Annotated in this window: 11 protein-coding genes; 7 read left to right on the forward strand and 4 right to left on the reverse strand. The window is 68.1% G+C overall.

The genetic code is table 11. The features are described 5' to 3' along the window. Positions 1-180 precede the first annotated feature (180 nt). The gene (locus AT700_RS12350) at positions 181-1,506 is read right to left on the reverse strand and encodes a TldD/PmbA family protein (protein WP_048521074.1); all 1,326 of its coding nucleotides are present in this window, start codon (positions 1,504-1,506) and stop codon (positions 181-183) included. After that, positions 1,506-2,939 carry a TldD/PmbA family protein gene (locus AT700_RS12355; RefSeq protein ID WP_003131289.1) on the reverse strand — a complete coding sequence of 478 codons (1,434 nt, stop codon included), beginning with the start codon at positions 2,937-2,939 and terminating at the stop codon, positions 1,506-1,508. Before AT700_RS12355 ends, AT700_RS12350 begins: the two co-directional genes overlap by 1 nt. 256 nt (positions 2,940-3,195) lie before the next feature. Here AT700_RS12355 and muxA point away from each other — a divergent pair, with 256 nt between their 5' ends. The 5 genes from muxA (at position 3,196) to AT700_RS12380 (ending at position 12,571) form a co-directional block, all read left to right on the forward strand. Then, complete coding sequence (muxA, locus tag AT700_RS12360; protein ID WP_048521075.1) at positions 3,196-4,476, forward strand: multidrug efflux RND transporter periplasmic adaptor subunit MuxA; 1,281 nt, start codon at positions 3,196-3,198, stop codon at positions 4,474-4,476. After that, the gene (muxB, locus tag AT700_RS12365; RefSeq protein ID WP_003089920.1) at positions 4,473-7,604 is read left to right on the forward strand and encodes a multidrug efflux RND transporter permease subunit MuxB; all 3,132 of its coding nucleotides are present in this window, start codon (positions 4,473-4,475) and stop codon (positions 7,602-7,604) included. Before muxA ends, muxB begins: the two co-directional genes overlap by 4 nt. After that, positions 7,601-10,711, forward strand: a complete 3,111-nt coding sequence (muxC, locus tag AT700_RS12370) for a multidrug efflux RND transporter permease subunit MuxC (protein WP_003089914.1) — start codon at positions 7,601-7,603, stop codon at positions 10,709-10,711. Before muxB ends, muxC begins: the two co-directional genes overlap by 4 nt. Continuing rightward, positions 10,708-12,204 carry a multidrug efflux RND transporter outer membrane subunit OpmB gene (gene opmB, locus AT700_RS12375; RefSeq protein ID WP_003116859.1) on the forward strand — a complete coding sequence of 499 codons (1,497 nt, stop codon included), beginning with the start codon at positions 10,708-10,710 and terminating at the stop codon, positions 12,202-12,204. The genes muxC and opmB overlap by 4 nt, the downstream gene beginning before the upstream one ends. A 133-nt stretch (positions 12,205-12,337) precedes the next feature. Beyond that, positions 12,338-12,571 (forward strand): hypothetical protein, encoded by a 234-nt coding sequence (locus AT700_RS12380; RefSeq protein WP_003113319.1) that lies wholly within the window; start codon positions 12,338-12,340, stop codon positions 12,569-12,571. A gap of 8 nt (positions 12,572-12,579) precedes the next feature. On the opposite strand, the gene AT700_RS12385 is transcribed toward AT700_RS12380, so the two are convergent. Then, positions 12,580-13,998: a sensor histidine kinase gene (locus AT700_RS12385; protein ID WP_003113318.1), complete on the reverse strand. Its 1,419-nt coding sequence runs from the start codon at positions 13,996-13,998 to the stop codon at positions 12,580-12,582. Continuing rightward, on the reverse strand, positions 13,995-14,669 hold the full coding sequence (locus AT700_RS12390) for a heavy metal response regulator transcription factor (protein ID WP_003089900.1): 675 nt from the start codon (positions 14,667-14,669) through the stop codon (positions 13,995-13,997). The genes AT700_RS12385 and AT700_RS12390 overlap by 4 nt, the downstream gene beginning before the upstream one ends. A 512-nt stretch (positions 14,670-15,181) precedes the next feature. Here AT700_RS12390 and AT700_RS12395 point away from each other — a divergent pair. Further along, positions 15,182-16,468, forward strand: a complete 1,287-nt coding sequence (locus AT700_RS12395) for a TolC family protein (protein WP_003113317.1) — start codon at positions 15,182-15,184, stop codon at positions 16,466-16,468. A 52-nt stretch (positions 16,469-16,520) separates the two neighbouring features. Continuing rightward, positions 16,521-17,975: an efflux RND transporter periplasmic adaptor subunit gene (locus AT700_RS12400; protein ID WP_003109532.1), complete on the forward strand. Its 1,455-nt coding sequence runs from the start codon at positions 16,521-16,523 to the stop codon at positions 17,973-17,975. Positions 17,976-17,992: the final 17 nt, after the last annotated feature.

Below are 17,992 nucleotides of genomic sequence, written 5' to 3' on the forward strand. Positions count from 1 at the left end.
ACCGAATGGGATATGCGTGCGGTGGGTTCCTCTCGGGCGTGTGTCACCAGAGTGGATAACGAGGAGGGAGTCGGTCCGTTTATGGTGGCGTGATAATGGCGCCGGAATATCGGCGGGGGATCTTCGGATTGCGCACCAGGCGCCCCCCGGCGGCTCGCCGCCCGGGAGCGCCGCGCGGGCTCAGAGCGTGAGGGTGAAGCGCCCGGTCAGCGCGCCCGGCAGGTGCGTCGAGTCGGTCTGGCGTTCGCCGTAGGTATTGCTGGACAGGCGCAGTTCGCGCTCGTGGCTGAGGTCTTCCAGGTGGGCGCCGAGGAAGCTGTACAGGCTGTCGTCGAAGCGCATGGTGCTGACCGGTGCCCGGATCTGGCCGTTCTCCACCCAGAAGGTGGCGAAGCGGGTCATTCCGGTCAGGCGCGCGGCGGGCATGTCCGAGTAGTTCAGGTACCACAGGTTGCCGATGTACAGGCCGGTATCCAGGGCCTCGAGGATGCGCGCCTGCTCCAGGCTGCCGCCGGCCATGTCCAGCGCCGTGGGCGCCTCGTTGGCGCCGGCGCCATTGGCTACCAGGCCGTATTCGCGGGCGCTGCGCGAACTCACCAGGCGTCCGCTCAGGCGGCCGTTGCCGACCAGTTCGACCTCGGCGCGCGGCGAGCCTTCCGCGCTGAATGCCGGGGAGGGCGAGGTGGCAGGGCGCTCGGCGAGGTTCAGCAGCGGGCTGAGCAGGGCGTCGCCGTTCTGCAGGCGTTGCAGGGGGCTTTCGCCGGTAGCCAGGGCGCGCGCGGAGAAACCGCCCCAGCAGAGCATCTGCATGACTTCCTCGAGCGCCGCCGGCGCCAGGTAGGCGCGATAGTCGCCGGGGCGCAACTGGCGCAGCGGCTTGCCCAGGTGGCCGAGCTGCTCCCGGGCCTGTTCGAAGCGCCGGGCGAAGGCTTCGTCGTCCCAGCGCTGGCCGGCGTAGTCGGCCTTCACCGCCTGGCCGTTGCCATGGAACAGGCTCCAGTCGAAGTTGAAGCTGCTGCCGGCATGCCAGCCGAAGGCGCCCCAGGAGTTGGCGAAGCCACGGAACAGCGGTCCGGCGGCATAGATGCCGACCAGGTCGAGGTCGCGCGCCCGGCGTTCGAGGCTGGCCAGCAGCGCGCCGCTGTCGGGCGCTGCGCCGAGGTCCTGGTTCTCTCGCTGCCAGGCCGAGGTGTCGAGCAGCAGATAGGGATCGGCGGGAATCCAGGCCAGGCTCTGGCGCAGTTGCCGAAGGCCTTCGACCAGACGCTGGCGGTCTTCTTCCGGCGCGCCGGAGAGCGTCAGGTCGAGGCTCGCCTGGCGTTCGTCGCGGATCAGCCGGAGCAGCGCGCTGGCCTGGCGCACCCGACCGGCCTGGCGCACCCGCGCCCGGTTGAAGCGGATGAACTCGGAGTCCTCGGCGCTGTACCAGAGGGTGAAGTCCTCGCCCTCGGCCAGGTGTCGGCGCAGGTCCTCGGCGAGGGCTTCGAAATGCTGTCTCTGGTGCATCAGGCGTCTCCCCCGAATACGTCCACATCGCTGAATACGCAGGCCGGCGAGGCGTGGCCGACACGGATCACCTGGTTCGGCTCGCCCTTGCCGCAGTAGGGGGTGCCGAGCACCTCGAAGGTGCCGGCGTCGCCCACCGCGCTGAGGTTGCGCCAGAACTGCGCGGAGATGCCCCGGTAGTTGGGGTTCTTCACCACGCCCTTGAGTTCGCCGTCCTCGATCAACTGGCCCCATTCGCAGCCGAACTGGAACTTGTTGCGTGCGTCGTCGATCGACCAGGAGCGGTTGTAGGACATCAGCACCCCGCGCTCGATACCGCCCACCAGCTGCGCGAAGCTCTTGTCGCCGGGCTCCAGGTTGAGATTGGCCATGCGGTCGATGGGCGCGCGGTTCCAACTGCTGGCGCGGCTGTTGGCGACGCCCTCCAGGCCGCTGCGGTGTTGCGACAGGGCGCCGCCGAGCGGGCGCAGCAGGCGGCCTTCGCGGATCAGGTATTCCTTGCGCGCGGGGCTGCCGTCGTCGTCCTGGCGGTAGCTGGCCAGCTCCTCGGGGATTTCCGGGTCGAAGCTGACGTTGAGCAGGCTGGAGCCGTACTGGTAGCGACCGAAGTCCTCGGTCTTGATGAAGCTGGTACCGGCGTAGTTGCGCTCGTCGCCGAGGATGCGATCCAGCTCCAGCGGGTGGCCGATCGACTCGTGGATCTGCAGGATCATCTGGTCCGGCATCAGCAGCAGGTCGCAACGGCCGCTCGGGGTGTTCGGCGCCGCCAGCAGTTGCAGGGCCTGGTCGGCGATGCGCGGCGCGGCGCCGACCAGGCCGAGGCGCTCGATCACTTCGGCGCCGCCCTGCTGGCCGGCATGGTGGCCGCCGAAACTGCGGGTCTGGCTGTCATGGCCGTCGTAGGCGGTGACGCTGGCGCCGGGATAGACGAAGCGCTGCTCGTGGTATTGCTCGGCGCCGGCGCTGTTCAGGTAGAGCTGTTCCTGGCGGCTGACTTCGAGGAATACGCTCCAGTTCACCAGGCGCTCGTCGCGCGGCACCTTGGCGGACTCCTCGGCGAGCAGTTCGTAGCACTCGGCGAGGGAGGGGAAAGGGGCGTCCTGGTTCGGCGAGCGATACTGCGAGCGGCCGCTTGCCGGCGGCAATCCGCGGACGTCGAACAGGGCGTGCCGGGCGATCCGCTCGGCTTGCCGCTCGGCCTGCTCCAGGGCGGCCTGCAGGCCGGCCGCGGAGAGATCGTTGGTGGCGGCGTAGGCTTCCACGCCGTTCAGCCGTACGCAGAGCATGGCGCCGCGGTCCTGGCTGAAGTGCGGCGGTTCGCTGACGTTGCGGCGCACCGAGAGGTACTCGCCGCTACGCTGGACGTAGCGCAAGGAGTGGAATTCGGCGCGGCTGCGGAGCGCCGCGAAGCGGTGTTTCAACGGGTCGATCATCTGTGCGTCCCTGGCCGATTGCGGAGTGGGCGAGTGCAGGACGCTCTATTTCAAGCCTTCGCCCGTAACGGAGCAAGCCGTTTGTTGTCATAGCCTGGTGCCAGGCTGCGGGTGGCTCGCCGAAGCATGCGGGCGGAATGCCTAACTATCGGTAAAGCAAGGGTAAATAGCGGGTAAAGAGGCTTTGCCTGGGCCCCCGCAATGCTTATCGTGCAGCCTGGAAAAAGCGCCTCCGTTCTAAGCCTGAAGAAGAACCATGACTCCAACGACCGGTAAATCCAAGTTCCGTACCCTGCGCCCGTGGCTGATCACCGCCCTGGCCTTCGCCGCCGTGATCGGCCTGGTGATGTGGCTGGCGGCGCCCGCCTCGGCACCGTCCTCCGACGGGCGACCCGGTCGCGGCGGCAAGCCGGGCGCCGCGCTGCCCAAGGCCAACGCGCTCACCGTCGGCGTGGCCAGGGTGGAGCAGGGCGACCTGGCGCTGCATTTCAACGCGCTTGGCACCGTCACCGCCTTCAACACGGTGAACGTCAAGCCGCGGGTCAACGGCGAGCTGGTCAAGGTGCTGTTCCAGGAGGGGCAGGAGGTCAAGGCCGGCGACCTGCTGGCGGTGGTCGACCCGCGTACCTACAAGGCGGCGCTGGCCCAGGCCGAGGGCACGCTGATGCAGAACCAGGCGCAACTGAAGAACGCCGAGATCGACCTGCAGCGCTACAAGGGGCTGTACGCCGAGGACTCGATCGCCAAGCAGACCCTGGATACCCAGGAAGCCCAGGTCCGCCAGTTGCAGGGCACCATCCGTACCAACCAGGGCCAGGTCGACGACGCCCGCCTCAACCTGACCTTCACCGAGGTCCGCGCACCGATTTCCGGGCGCCTCGGCCTGCGCCAGGTGGACATCGGCAACCTGGTCACCAGCGGCGATACCACGCCGCTGGTGGTGATCACCCAGGTCAAGCCGATCTCGGTGGTGTTCAGCCTGCCGCAGCAGCAGATCGGCACCGTCGTCGAGCAGATGAACGGCCCCGGCAAACTGACGGTCACCGCGCTGGACCGCAACCAGGACACGGTTCTCGCCGAAGGCACCCTGACCACCCTGGACAACCAGATCGACACCACCACCGGCACGGTCAAGCTCAAGGCGCGCTTCGAGAACGCCGACGGCAAGCTGTTCCCCAACCAGTTCGTCAACGTGCGCCTGCTGGCGCAGACCCTCAAGGGCGTGCTGACCATTCCGGCCAACGCCGTGCAGCGCGGCACCAACGGTATCTATGTGTACGTGGTCGGCGCCGACAACAAGGTCAGCCAGCGCAGCGTCGCCATCGGCACCAGCGAGAACGAGCGGGTGGTGGTGGAAAGCGGCCTGAAGGCCGGCGAGCAGGTGGTGGTGGAAGGCACCGACCGCCTGCGCGACGGTATGGAAGTGCGTGTCGCCGAGGCCTCCCCGCAGGTCCTCGAGGGCGAGCCGCAGAAACCGCAGACTGGCCGCCCCAGCGGCCTCCAGGGCGACTCGGTGGGTAGCGGGAGCGCTGAATGAACCCGTCCCGCCCGTTCATCCTGCGGCCGGTCGCGACCACCCTGCTGATGGTGGCGATCCTGCTCTCGGGCCTGATCGCCTACCGCTTCCTGCCGATCTCGGCGTTGCCGGAAGTGGACTACCCGACCATCCAGGTGGTCACCCTGTACCCCGGCGCCAGCCCGGAGATCATGACCTCGTCGATCACCGCGCCGCTGGAGAACCAGCTCGGGCAGATTCCGGGGCTCAACGAGATGTCTTCCAGCAGTTCCGGCGGCGCCTCGGTGATCACCCTGCAATTCAGCCTGCAGAGCAACCTCGATGTCGCCGAGCAGGAGGTCCAGGCGGCGATCAACGCCGCGCAGAGCCTGCTGCCCAACGACCTGCCGAACCAGCCGGTGTTCAGCAAGGTGAACCCGGCGGACGCGCCGATCCTGACCCTGGCGGTGATGTCCGACGGCATGCCGCTGCCGCAGATCCAGGACCTGGTGGATACCCGCCTGGCACAGAAGATCTCGCAGATCTCCGGGGTCGGCCTGGTCAGCATCAGCGGCGGCCAGCGCCCGGCGGTGCGGGTGCGCGCCAACCCGACGGCGCTGGCGGCGGCCGGGCTGAGCCTGGAGGACCTGCGCAGCACGGTGACCAGCAACAACCTCAACGGCCCCAAGGGCAGCTTCGACGGCCCGACCCGTGCCTCGACCCTGGACGCCAACGACCAGTTGCGCTCGGCCGACGCCTACCGCGACCTGATCATCGCCTACAAGAACGGCTCGCCGCTGCGCATCCGCGACGTCGCCAGCGTCGAGGACGACGCCGAGAACGTGCGCCTGGCCGCCTGGGCCAACAACCTGCCGGCGGTGGTGCTGAACATCCAGCGCCAGCCGGGGGCCAACGTGATCGAGGTGGTCGACCGGATCAAGGCGCTGCTGCCGCAGCTGCAATCGACCCTGCCGGGCAATCTCGACGTGCAGGTGCTGACCGACCGCACCACCACCATCCGCGCCTCGGTCAAGGACGTGCAGTTCGAGCTGGCGCTGGCGGTGGCGCTGGTGGTGATGGTCACCTTCCTGTTCCTGCGCAACGTCTACGCCACCCTGATTCCCAGCTTCGCCGTGCCGTTGTCGCTGATCGGCACCTTCGGCGTGATGTACCTGTCCGGCTTCTCGATCAACAACCTGACCCTGATGGCGCTGACCATCGCCACCGGCTTCGTGGTCGACGACGCGATCGTCATGGTGGAGAACATCGCCCGCTACCTGGAGCAGGGCGACTCGCCGCTGGAAGCGGCGCTCAAGGGCTCGAAGCAGATCGGCTTCACCATCATCTCGCTGACCTTCTCGCTGATCGCCGTGCTGATCCCGCTGCTGTTCATGGGCGACGTCGCCGGGCGGCTGTTCCGCGAGTTCGCCATCACCCTGGCGGTGGCGATCCTGATTTCCGGCTTCGTCTCCCTGACCCTTACGCCGATGCTCAGCGCCAAGCTGCTGCGCCACATCGACGAGGACCAGCAGGGCCGCTTCGCGCGCGCCGCGGGGCGGGTCATCGATGGCCTGATCGCACAATACGCCAAGGCCCTGCGGGTGGTCCTGCGGCACCAGCCGCTGACCCTGCTGGTGGCCATCGCCACCCTGGCGCTGACCGCGCTGCTCTACCTGGCCATGCCCAAGGGCTTCTTCCCGGTGCAGGACACCGGGGTGATCCAGGGCGTCGCCGAAGCGCCGCAGTCGATCTCCTTCCAGGCCATGTCCGAGCGCCAGCGCGCCCTTGCCGAGGTGGTGCTGAAGGACCCGGCGGTGGCCAGCCTGTCCTCCTACATCGGCGTCGACGGCAGCAACCCGACCCTCAACACCGGCCGCCTGCTGATCAACCTCAAGCCGCACAGCGAGCGCGACGTCACCGCCAGCGAAGTGATCCAGCGCCTGCAGCCCGAACTCGACCACCTGCCCGGGATCAAGCTGTACATGCAGCCGGTGCAGGACCTGACCATCGAGGACCGGGTCGCCCGCACCCAGTACCAGTTCACCTTGCAGGACGCCGACCCGGACGTGCTCGCCGAGTGGGTGCCGAAGCTGGTGGCGCGGCTGCAGGAGTTGCCGCAGCTCGCCGACGTCGCCAGCGACTGGCAGGACAAGGGCTTGCAGGCCTACCTGAACATCGACCGCGACACCGCCTCGCGCCTCGGCGTGAAGCTCTCCGACATCGACAGCGTGCTCTACAACGCCTTCGGCCAGCGGCTGATCTCGACCATCTTCACCCAGGCCACCCAGTACCGCGTGGTGCTGGAGGTGGCGCCGCAGTTCCAGCTCGGCCCGCAGGCCCTGGAGCAGCTCTACGTGCCGTCCAGCGACGGCACCCAGGTGCGCCTGTCGAGCCTGGCGAAGGTGGAGGAGCGGCATACCCTGCTGGCGATCAACCATATCGCCCAGTTCCCCTCGGCGACCCTGTCGTTCAACCTGGCCAAGGGTTACTCCCTGGGCGAGGCGGTCGAGGCGATCCGTGGCGTCGAGGCCAGCCTGGAGCTGCCGCTGAGCATGCAGGGCAGCTTCCGCGGCGCGGCGCTGGCCTTCGAGGCCTCGCTGTCGAACACGCTGCTGCTGATCCTCGCCTCGGTGGTGACCATGTACATCGTCCTGGGCATCCTCTACGAGAGCTTCATCCATCCGGTGACCATCCTCTCGACCCTGCCCTCGGCCGGGGTCGGCGCGCTGCTGGCGCTGATGCTGGCGGGGCAGGAGATCGGCATCGTGGCGATCATCGGCATCATCCTGCTGATCGGCATCGTCAAGAAGAACGCGATCATGATGATCGACTTCGCCCTCGACGCCGAGCGCAACGAAGGCAAGCCGCCCCATGAGGCGATCTACCAGGCCTGCCTGCTGCGCTTCCGGCCGATCCTGATGACCACCATGGCCGCGCTGCTCGGCGCGCTGCCGCTGATGCTCGCCGGCGGCGCCGGCGCCGAGCTGCGCCAGCCGCTGGGCATCACCATGGTCGGTGGCCTGCTGCTGAGCCAGGTCCTGACCCTGTTCACCACCCCGGTGATCTATCTCTACTTCGACCGCCTGGCCCGTCGCTGGGCGGCCTGGCGCAAGCAGCGCGGGCTGGACCTGAACACCGAGGCCGGGTTCGACGGGGACGCCGGGCGATGAGTCTGTCCACGCCCTTCATCCGCCGCCCGGTCGCCACCACGCTGCTGACCCTGGCGTTGCTGCTGGCCGGCACCCTGTCGTTCGGCCTGCTGCCGGTGGCGCCGCTGCCCAACGTCGATTTTCCGGCCATCGTGGTCAGCGCCAGCCTGCCGGGCGCCAGCCCGGAAACCATGGCCTCGTCGGTGGCCACGCCGCTGGAGCGCTCGCTGGGACGGATCGCCGGGATCAGCGAGATGACCTCCAGCAGTTCGCTGGGCTCGACCACCGTGGTGCTCGTGTTCGACCTGGAGAAGGACATCGACGGCGCCGCCCGCGAGGTGCAGGCGGCGATCAACGGCGCGATGAGCCTGCTGCCCAGCGGTATGCCGAACAATCCCAGCTACCGCAAGGCCAACCCCTCGGACATGCCGATCATGGTCCTCACCCTGACCTCGGAGACCCAGAGTCGCGGCGAGATGTACGACCTCGCCTCGACTGTGCTGGCGCCGAAGCTGTCGCAGGTGCAGGGGGTAGGGCAGGTGAGCATCGGCGGCAGCTCGCTGCCGGCGGTGCGGGTCGACCTCAACCCGGATGCCATGAGCCAGTACGGGCTGTCCCTGGACAGCGTGCGCACGGCCATCGCCGCGGCCAACAGCAACGGCCCCAAGGGCGCCGTCGAGAAGGACGACAAGCACTGGCAGGTGGACGCCAACGACCAGTTGCGCAAGGCCCGCGAGTACGAGCCGCTGGTGATCCACTACAACGCCGACAACGGCGCCGCGGTGCGCCTCGGCGACGTGGCCAAGGTCAGCGACTCGGTGGAGGACGTGCGCAACGCCGGCTTTTCCGACGACCTGCCGGCTGTGCTGCTAATCGTCACCCGCCAGCCCGGCGCCAACATCATCGAGGCCACCGACGCCATCCACGCGCAATTGCCGGTGTTGCAGGAACTGCTCGGGCCGCAGGTCAAGCTGAACGTGATGGACGATCGCAGCCCGTCGATCCGTGCGTCGCTGGAAGAGGCCGAGCTGACCCTGCTGATCTCGGTGGCGCTGGTGATCCTGGTGGTCTTCCTGTTCCTGCGCAACGGCCGCGCCACGCTGATCCCCAGCCTGGCGGTGCCGGTCTCGCTGATCGGCACCTTCGCGGTCATGTACCTGTGCGACTTCAGCCTGAACAACCTGTCGCTGATGGCGCTGATCATCGCCACCGGCTTCGTGGTGGATGACGCCATAGTGGTGGTGGAGAACATCGCCCGACGCATCGAGGAGGGCGATCCGCCGATCCAGGCGGCGATCACCGGCGCCCGCCAGGTCGGTTTCACCGTGCTGTCGATGACGCTCTCGCTGGTCGCGGTGTTCATCCCGCTGCTGCTCATGGGTGGCCTCACCGGACGGCTGTTCCGCGAGTTCGCGGTGACTCTCTCGGCGGCGATCCTGGTGTCCCTGGTGGTATCCCTGACCCTCACGCCGATGCTCTGCGCGCGTCTGCTGCGTCCGCTGAAACGGCCCGAAGGCGCTTCCCTGGCGCGGCGCAGCGATCGCTTCTTCGCCGCCTTCATGCTGCGCTACCGCGCCAGCCTGGGCTGGGCGCTGGAGCACTCGCGGCTGATGGTGGTGATCATGCTGGCCTGCATCGCCATGAACCTCTGGTTGTTCGTGGTGGTGCCCAAGGGCTTCCTCCCGCAGCAGGACTCCGGGCGCCTGCGCGGCTACGCGGTGGCCGACCAGAGCATCTCGTTCCAGTCCCTGAGCGCGAAGATGGGCGAGTACCGCAAGATCCTCTCTTCCGATCCGGCGGTGGAAAACGTAGTCGGCTTCATCGGTGGCGGCCGTTGGCAGTCGAGCAACACCGGTTCGTTCTTCGTCACTCTCAAGCCGATCGGCGAGCGCGACCCGGTGGAGAAGGTCCTCACCCGGCTGCGCGAGCGGATCGCCAAGGTGCCCGGCGCGGCGCTCTATCTCAACGCCGGCCAGGACGTGCGCCTGGGCGGCCGCGACAGCAACGCGCAGTACGAATTCACCCTGCGCAGCGACGACCTGACCCTGCTCCGCGAATGGGCGCCGAAGGTCGAGGCGGCGATGCGCAAGCTGCCGCAGCTGGTGGACGTCAACAGCGACTCCCAGGACAAGGGCGTGCAGACCCGCCTGGTGATCGACCGCGACCGCGCGGCGACCCTGGGGATCAACGTGGAAATGGTCGACGCGGTGCTCAACGACTCTTTCGGCCAGCGCCAGGTGTCGACCATCTTCAACCCGCTGAACCAGTACCGGGTGGTGATGGAGGTCGACCAGCAGTACCAGCAGAGCCCGGAGATCCTCCGCCAGGTCCAGGTGATCGGCAACGACGGCCAGCGCGTGCCGCTGTCCGCGTTCAGCCACTACGAACCGAGCCGGGCACCGCTGGAGGTCAACCACCAGGGCCAGTTCGCCGCCACCACGCTGTCCTTCAACCTGGCACCGGGCGCGCAGATCGGCCCGACCCGCGAGGCCATCATGCAGGCCCTGGAGCCGCTGCACATCCCGGTGGACGTGCAGACCAGCTTCGAGGGCAACGCCGGCGCGGTGCAGGACACGCAGAACCAGATGCCCTGGCTGATCCTCCTGGCGCTGCTGGCGGTGTACATCGTCCTCGGCATCCTCTACGAGAGCTACGTGCACCCGCTGACCATCCTCTCGACCCTGCCTTCGGCCGGGGTCGGCGCGCTGCTCGCGCTGATCCTCTGCCGCAGTGAGCTGAGCCTGATCGCGCTGATCGGCATCATCCTGCTGATCGGCATCGTCAAGAAGAACGCGATCATGATGATCGACTTCGCCCTGGAGGCCGAGCGCAACCACGGCCTGAGCCCGCGCGAGGCGATCCTCGAGGCCTGCATGATGCGCTTCCGGCCGATCATGATGACCACCCTGGCCGCCTTGCTCGGCGCCTTGCCGCTGATCTTCGGCATCGGCGGCGACGCCGCGCTGCGCCGGCCGCTGGGCATCACCATCGTCGGCGGGCTGATCGGCAGCCAGTTGCTGACCCTGTACACCACCCCGGTGGTCTACCTCTATCTCGACCGCCTGCGCCACTGGGTCAACCAGAAACGCGGCGTACGCACGGACGGTGCGCTGGAGACACCCCTATGAAACACACCCCCTCGTTGCTTGCCCTGGCCCTGGTCGCCGCCCTCGGCGGCTGCGCCATCGGCCCCGACTACCAGCGACCGGACCTGGCGGTGCCCGCCGAATTCAAGGAAGCCGAAGGCTGGCGCCGCGCCGAGCCGCGCGACGTGTTCCAGCGCGGCGCCTGGTGGGAGCTGTACGGCGACCAGACCCTGAACGACCTGCAGATGCACCTGGAACGTTCCAACCAGACCCTGGCCCAGTCGGTGGCGCAGTTCCGCCAGGCCGAGGCGCTGGTGCGCGGCGCGCGGGCGGCGTTCTTCCCGTCGATCACCGGCAACGCGGGCAAGACCCGCAGCGGCCAGGGCGGCGGCGATAGCACCGTGTTGCTGCCGGGAGGCTCGACGGTGAGCAGCGGCGGCTCTGGCGCGATCAGCACCAGCTACTCGACCAACCTCAGTGTCAGCTGGGAGGTCGACCTCTGGGGCAAGCTGCGCCGGCAACTGGAGGCCAACCAGGCGAGCCTGCATGCCAGCGCCGCCGACCTCGCCGCGGTGCGCCTCAGCCAGCAGTCGCAACTGGCGCAGAACTACCTGCAACTGCGGGTGATGGACGAACAGATCCGCCTGCTCAACGACACGGTGACGGCCTACGAGCGTTCGCTGAAGGTGGCCGAGAACAAATACCGCGCCGGCATCGTCACCAGGGCCGACGTGGCCCAGGCCCGCACCCAGCTGAAAAGCACCCAGGCCCAGGCCATCGACCTGAAGTACCAGCGTGCCCAGCTGGAGCACGCCATCGCCGTGCTGGTCGGCCTGCCGCCGGCGCAATTCAACCTGCCGCCGGTGGCGAGCGTGCCGAAGCTGCCGGACCTGCCGGCAGTGGTGCCGTCGCAATTGCTCGAACGACGGCCGGACATCGCCTCGGCGGAACGCAAGGTGATTTCCGCCAATGCCCAGATCGGCGTGGCCAAGGCCGCCTATTTCCCCGACCTCACCCTGAGCGCCGCCGGCGGCTACCGCAGCGGCAGCCTGAGCAACTGGATCAGCACGCCGAACCGCTTCTGGTCGATCGGCCCGCAGTTCGCCATGACCCTGTTCGACGGCGGCCTGATCGGCTCCCAGGTGGACCAGGCCGAGGCGACCTACGACCAGACCGTGGCGACCTACCGGCAGACCGTGCTCGACGGTTTCCGCGAGGTGGAGGACTACCTGGTGCAATTGAGCGTCCTCGACGAGGAGAGCGGGGTGCAGCGCGAAGCCCTGGAGTCGGCCCGCGAGGCACTGCGCCTGGCCGAGAACCAGTACAAGGCCGGCACCGTCGACTACACCGACGTGGTCACCAACCAGGCCACCGCGCTGAGCAACGAACGCACCGTGCTGACCCTGCTCGGCAGCCGCCTGACCGCCAGCGTCCAGTTGATCGCGGCAATGGGCGGCGGCTGGGACAGCGCCGATATCGAGCGGACCGACGAGCGGCTCGGCCGGGTCGAGGAGGGCCTGCCGCCTTCGCCCTGAGTTCTTCTCGCTGCCTGTTCCTGACGAATGCCTTTCCCCGCTATTGCGCTTGCATGACACACCGCCGTCCGCGTCTCGGCTAGAGTGCGGCGGCGGATGTGGAGGTGAATACGTGTCGGGGAAGTTTCCGGAAATGCCCTCGCGCCGAGGCTACTGGCTCGGCTGGTTGTGCCGCCTGGCCATGCTTGGCGGCGTCGCTGCGATGTTCTGGGCGCTGCTGCAATGCTTCGTCCTGCTGCACGGTGAACCGCCGCTCCAGCGCGCCCCGCTGCGGACGCCCTGGACCCTGCTGGCGCTCGGCCTGGCGCTGTTCCTCGCCGGTTTCTGCGGCGAGTACCGGCTGTGGCGGCGCCGCGCCGGTTGCTGAAACCGGCGTCAGGCAGCGCCCGTCGAAGGGAACAGCAGGCGCAGGTGGGTCTTCTGCTGCGGTACGCTTTCCGCTTCGGCGCGGCCGCCGTGGTAGGCCATGATCGATTGCACGATGGCCAGTCCCAGGCCGGTGCCGGCCTGGGCTCCAGTCTGGCGTCCGGCGCGGCGGTAGAAGCGCTCGAACAGGTGCGGCAGGTACTCCGGCGGGATGCCCGGACCGTCGTTGCTGACCCTCACCTCGGTGTGCCCCGCGCGTTCCCCGATCCGCACGTCGATGCGCCCGCCTTGCGGGGTGTGGCGCACGGCGTTGGACACCAGGTTGGAAATGGCGCGCTGGATCATCAGGTTGTCGCCGTGGGCGAAGCCGTTGCCGGACAGGCGCAGTTCGACGCCCTTGTCCTCGGCGACCATCTCGTACAGGTCGATGACCTTGGCCGCCTGCTCGTGCAGGGCGACGCAGCCGAACTGGGCCTGGATCGCCGGGTTGTCCACCTGCACCAGGAACAGCATGTCGGTGACGATCCGCGACAGCCGCTCCAGTTCCTCGGCATTGGACTCCAGGGCTTCGCGGTATGCCGCGCCGTCGCGATGCTGGCTGAGCAGCACCTGGTTGCGCACCAGCAGGTTGCAGATCGGCGCGCGCAGTTCGTGGGCCAGGTCGTCGGAGAACTGCGAGAGCTGGCGTACGCCATCCTCGAGGCGGCCGAGCATGTGGTTGAAGCTGCGGGCCAGGCTGTCCAGCTCGCGCGGCAGGTTCTGCTCGGGGATGCGGTAGGAGAGATCCTGCGGGCTGACTTGGGCGGCCACCCGGCGGAAGCGGTTCAACGGTTCGAGGCCGGCACGCACCACCCACCAGGCGGCCAGGGCGATCAATGGCAGGAGGAAGGGCAGGGCCAGCAGGGTGGCGCGGAGGAAACCGTCGAGCAGGCGCTCGTCGGCGTTGCGCTCGCTGCTCAGCAACACCTGTACCGGGGTGCCGTTCTTCATGCGCATGGAAGCGCCGATGCTCAGCAGGCGCTGGTCGTTGCCGGTGCTCCAGCTCTGGAACACCGGCTGGCGGGCATCCGCCTGCAAGCGGGCGAGAAGCGCGCGGTTGGCCGCGACGCTGGCCGCGGCCTGGTCGCCGAAGCTCATCAGCGGCTGGCCGCTGCGGCTGTCGAGAATGCTCAGGTGCAGGCCGCTGTGAGCCACCAGTTGGTCCTGCAGGGCATGCGCCTGTACGGCCGGGTCGCTGCGCAGGTCGAGATCATCTTCTAGGCTGTGGCGGATCTGCTCCAGCTTCAATTGCAGGTTTTCCCGCTCGCGGGCTTCCAGCTCGCGGCCGAGGTTCCAGTGCGCCATCGCGCCGAGCGCCAGGGCCAGCAGCGCGCCGAGGGCGCCGACCAGCAGGGCCAGGCGCAGCGACAGTCGGCCTGGTGGCGTCATCGGCGCGCTTCCAGGACGTAGCCGACGCCGCGAATGGTATGGATCAGCTTGAGGTCGAAGCCGTCGTCGATCTTCGCCCGCAGGCGGCAGATGGCGACTTCCACCACGTTGGAGTCGTTGTCGAAGTTCATGTCCCAGATCAGCGAGATGATCTGCGTCCGGGTGATGACGTCGCCGTTGCGCCGCATCAGCAGGTGCAGCAGGGCGAACTCCTTGGTCGTCAGGTTGATCCGCACCCGGCCGCGGAAGGCCCGGTGGCGGCTGGCGTCCAGCTCCAGGTCGGCGACCCGCAGGACGTCCTGCATCGGTGCCTGGTCGTGGCGGCGCAGCAGCGAGCGGACCCGCGCCAGCAGTTCGGGGAACTGGAACGGCTTGACCATGAAGTCGTCGGCGCCGAGATCGAGGCCGCGCACCTTGTCGGTCAGCCTGCCATGCCCGGTGAGCATCATCACCCGCGCGCTGCTGCGTTCGCGCAGGCGGCGGAGCAGGTCCCAGCCGTCGATGCCGGGCAGGTTGACGTCGAGGATCACCAGTTCGTAAGGGTGTTGCAAGGCCATGTGCAGGCCGTCGATGCCATCGTTGGCGCGGTCGACGATGTAGCCGCTTTCGGTCAGGCCCTGGTGCAGGTAGTCGGCAGTCTTGACTTCATCTTCGATAATAAGGATGCGCATGTTCGCCCCTATATAAAGTATGGATTCATTTGCAAGTAAATGTTTAAGTGCATTGCTATAAAGTTACATTGCGGGCGTTGCCTGGATAGAATCCTGGAAATGTAATTTCATATCGTTGCGCTGCTTCGATGATAATTATCGAATGACCGGGTAGTTCTCCCGGGAGTCCGCCTGAGAACTTTGGAAATGTCCGCGGCGCAAGCACCGCTGGGCGTGAGGGGCAATGCCTTTTGTAAGCGCATGTTGCTTTTGTCCCTATGTTTCATCCAACTATTGCCAGTCTCTTCGAAGGTTGCCGAAGTGTAACCGCTAATTGTCCGTGGAGAATATTCATTACCGACTTGTAATTCTTCCGTCACCTTGCCGATAAGCCCCGCTACCTAACATCTGCCGCATCCCGGAAGTGCAACTTCGAATATCGCCGGCGAGATATCGCCGATGAACGGTTGCGTGGTTCCGGGCCGGTAATGGATCGCCGTCGCCGACGACGATCAGCAGACGAGGAGCGGAACATGCCGATACTTCGGCCACTGGCCAGCGCGGGGAAACGCGCCTGCTGGCTACTGATGGGACTCTGCCTGGGCCTGCCGGCCCTGGCGAACGAAGCGCCGGTGAGTTTCAACGGCACTTCGATCAGCCTCGAGCAGGCGTTGGAGCGGGCCCTGCGGAGCAACCCCGAGCTGGCGGCGGTGGGGCGCGAGACCGAGATCGCCAGCGGCGCGCGGCAGCAGGCCGGGCTGATCCCCAACCCGGATCTGTCCTGGAGCGTCGAGGACACCCGCCAGGGCAATCGCCAGACCAGCGTCAGCATCGCCCAGCCGCTGGAGCTGGGCGGCAAGCGCGGTGCGCGGGTGGAGGTGGCGAAACGCGGCAGCGAGATCGCCTGGACCCAACTGGAAGTCCGTCGCGCCGAACTGCGCGCCCAGGTCCGCGGCGCCTACTACGCGGCGCTGACCGCGCAGGAGCGGGTGCGCCTGGCGAAGACCTCCCTGGACCTGGCCAGGCGCGCGCTGCAGGCCGCCGACCGACGGGTCAAGGCCGGCAGCATCTCCTCGGTGGAACGGGTTCGCGCCCAGGTCCTGGCGGACAACGCCCAGCTCGACCTGAGCCAGGCGGAGCTGGAGCAGCAGCGCACCTATGTGCAGCTGTCGAGCACCTGGGACGAGCCGCAGCCAGGCTTCGCCAGGGTCGGCGGCGCGCTCGACGCGGTGCCGGCGAGCATCACCCGTGGCGCCTTGCTGCGCCATCTCGACGAGTCGCCGACCCTGCGCCTGGCGGCCCAGGAGGTAGCGCGCGGCGAGGCCCAGGTCGACCTGGAGAAGCGCCAGCGCATCCCCAACCTGACGGTCAGCATCGGCAGCAAGTACGACCAGACCGCCCGCGACGGACGTGGCGAACGGGTCAACCTGATCGGCCTGTCGATGCCGCTGCCGCTGTTCGACCGCAACCAGGGCAACATCTACGCCGCCCAGAGCCGCGCCGACCAGGCCCGCGACCTGCAGCGCGCGACCCTGCTGCGCCTGCGCAGCGAAGCGGTACAGGCCTACGACCAGTTGCGCACCTCGGAACAGGAGCTGGCGCTGGTCCGTCGCGACCTGCTGCCCGGCGCACAGAGCGCGCTGGACTCGATGACCCGCGGCTTCGAGATGGGCAAGTTCAACTTCCTCGACGTGCTCGATGCCCAGCGCACCCTGGTCGGCGTCCGTGCCCAGTACGTGCGCGCGCTGGACGCCGCGGCGCAGGCGCGGGTGAGCATGGAGCGCCTGCTCGGTGAAGACATCGGCCACCTCGGCCAGTGAGATTTCCGGGGCGGGCCGCCGGCGCGCCCCCCGAACGGTTCGGGAGAACAGAATGGGCAAGAAGACGATTATCGCGGTGACCGCACTGGCACTGCTCGGCCTGGGCGGCGGCGCCTACCTGGAGCTGGGCGGCAAGGCGCCGGCCGGCGCCGGCGAAGCGGCCGCCGAGGGCGAGGGCAGCGGACCGCGCGGCGGCATGTTGTTGCGCCAGGGCGACCTGACCCTGGAACTGCTGGTGCCGGAGGACGGCAGCCCGCTCAAGGCCTGGGTCGAGCGCGGCGGCAAGGCGCTGGCGCCGCAGGAGGTGGTCCTCGGCGCCGACGTCGAGCGTGCCACCGGCGAGGTCGAGGACCTGCTGTTCAAGGCCAGCGGCGATGGCCTGGTGGCCAATGCCGGGATCGCCGAGCCGCATGCCTTCACCGCGCGCCTCAAGCTGATGGCCGGCAAGCAGGGCTACGACTTCGCCTTCACCCGCGAGGAGGGCAAGCTGGAGCTGGATGCCGAGCAGATCGAGGCCGCCGGCATCACCCTCGATACGGCGCGGACGATCAGCCTGGCCCAGGTGGTCTCGCTGCCCGGCGAGATCCGCTTCAACGAGGACCGCACCGCGCATATCGTCCCGCGCCTGCCGGGGATCGTCGACAGCGTGCCGGCCAATCTTGGCCAGGCGGTGAAGCAGGGCGAGCTGCTGGCGGTGATCAGCAGCCCGCAGTTGTCCGACCAGCGCAGCGAATTCGCCGCCGCCCAGCGCCGCCTGAGCCTGGCGCAGAGCACCTACAAGCGCGAGCAGCAGCTGTGGAAGGAGGGCATTTCCGCCGAGCAGGAATTCCTGCTCGCCCGCCAGGGTTTGCAGGAAGCCGAGATCGCGCTGAACAACGCGCGGGCGAAGATCGCCGCGCTCGGCGGCAATCCCAGCCTGCAGGGCGGCAACCGCTACGAGCTGCGCGCGCCGTTCGCCGGGGTGCTGGTGGAAAAGCACCTGACCCAGGGCGAGCCGGTGGACGGCACCGCCAACGTCTTCACCCTGTCCGACCTGTCCTCGGTCTGGGCCACCTTCAACGTGCCCGCGCAACTGCTCGGCCAGGTCCGCGTCGGCAGCAAGGTCAAGGTGCTCGCCCAGGCGCTGGATAGCGAGGTGGAGGGCACCGTGTCCTACATCGGCGACCTGCTCGGCGAGCAGACCCGCGCGGCCACCGCCCGGGTCACCCTGAGCAACCCCGAGAGCACCTGGCGCCCGGGCCTGTTCGTTTCCGTGCAGGTGGCCGAGGCGACCCGCAAGGAAGTCCTGACGGTCGCCGACGGCGCGGTGCAGAACGTCGACGGCGAGGACGTGGTGTTCGTCCGCGTGGCCGATGGCTTCGTGGTCCAGCCGGTCAAGCTGGGCATCAGCGACGGCCAGCGCGTCGAGGTCCTCGAGGGCCTGCGCGCCGGCAGCCAGGTCGCCGCCAGCGGCAGCTTCATCCTCAAATCCGAACTGGGCAAGGGCTCGGCGGAACACGGTCACTGAGTCCCGCTCCAGGAGTC

The sequence above is a fragment of the Pseudomonas aeruginosa genome (assembly GCF_001457615.1).
GTDB lineage: Bacteria > Pseudomonadota > Gammaproteobacteria > Pseudomonadales > Pseudomonadaceae > Pseudomonas > Pseudomonas aeruginosa.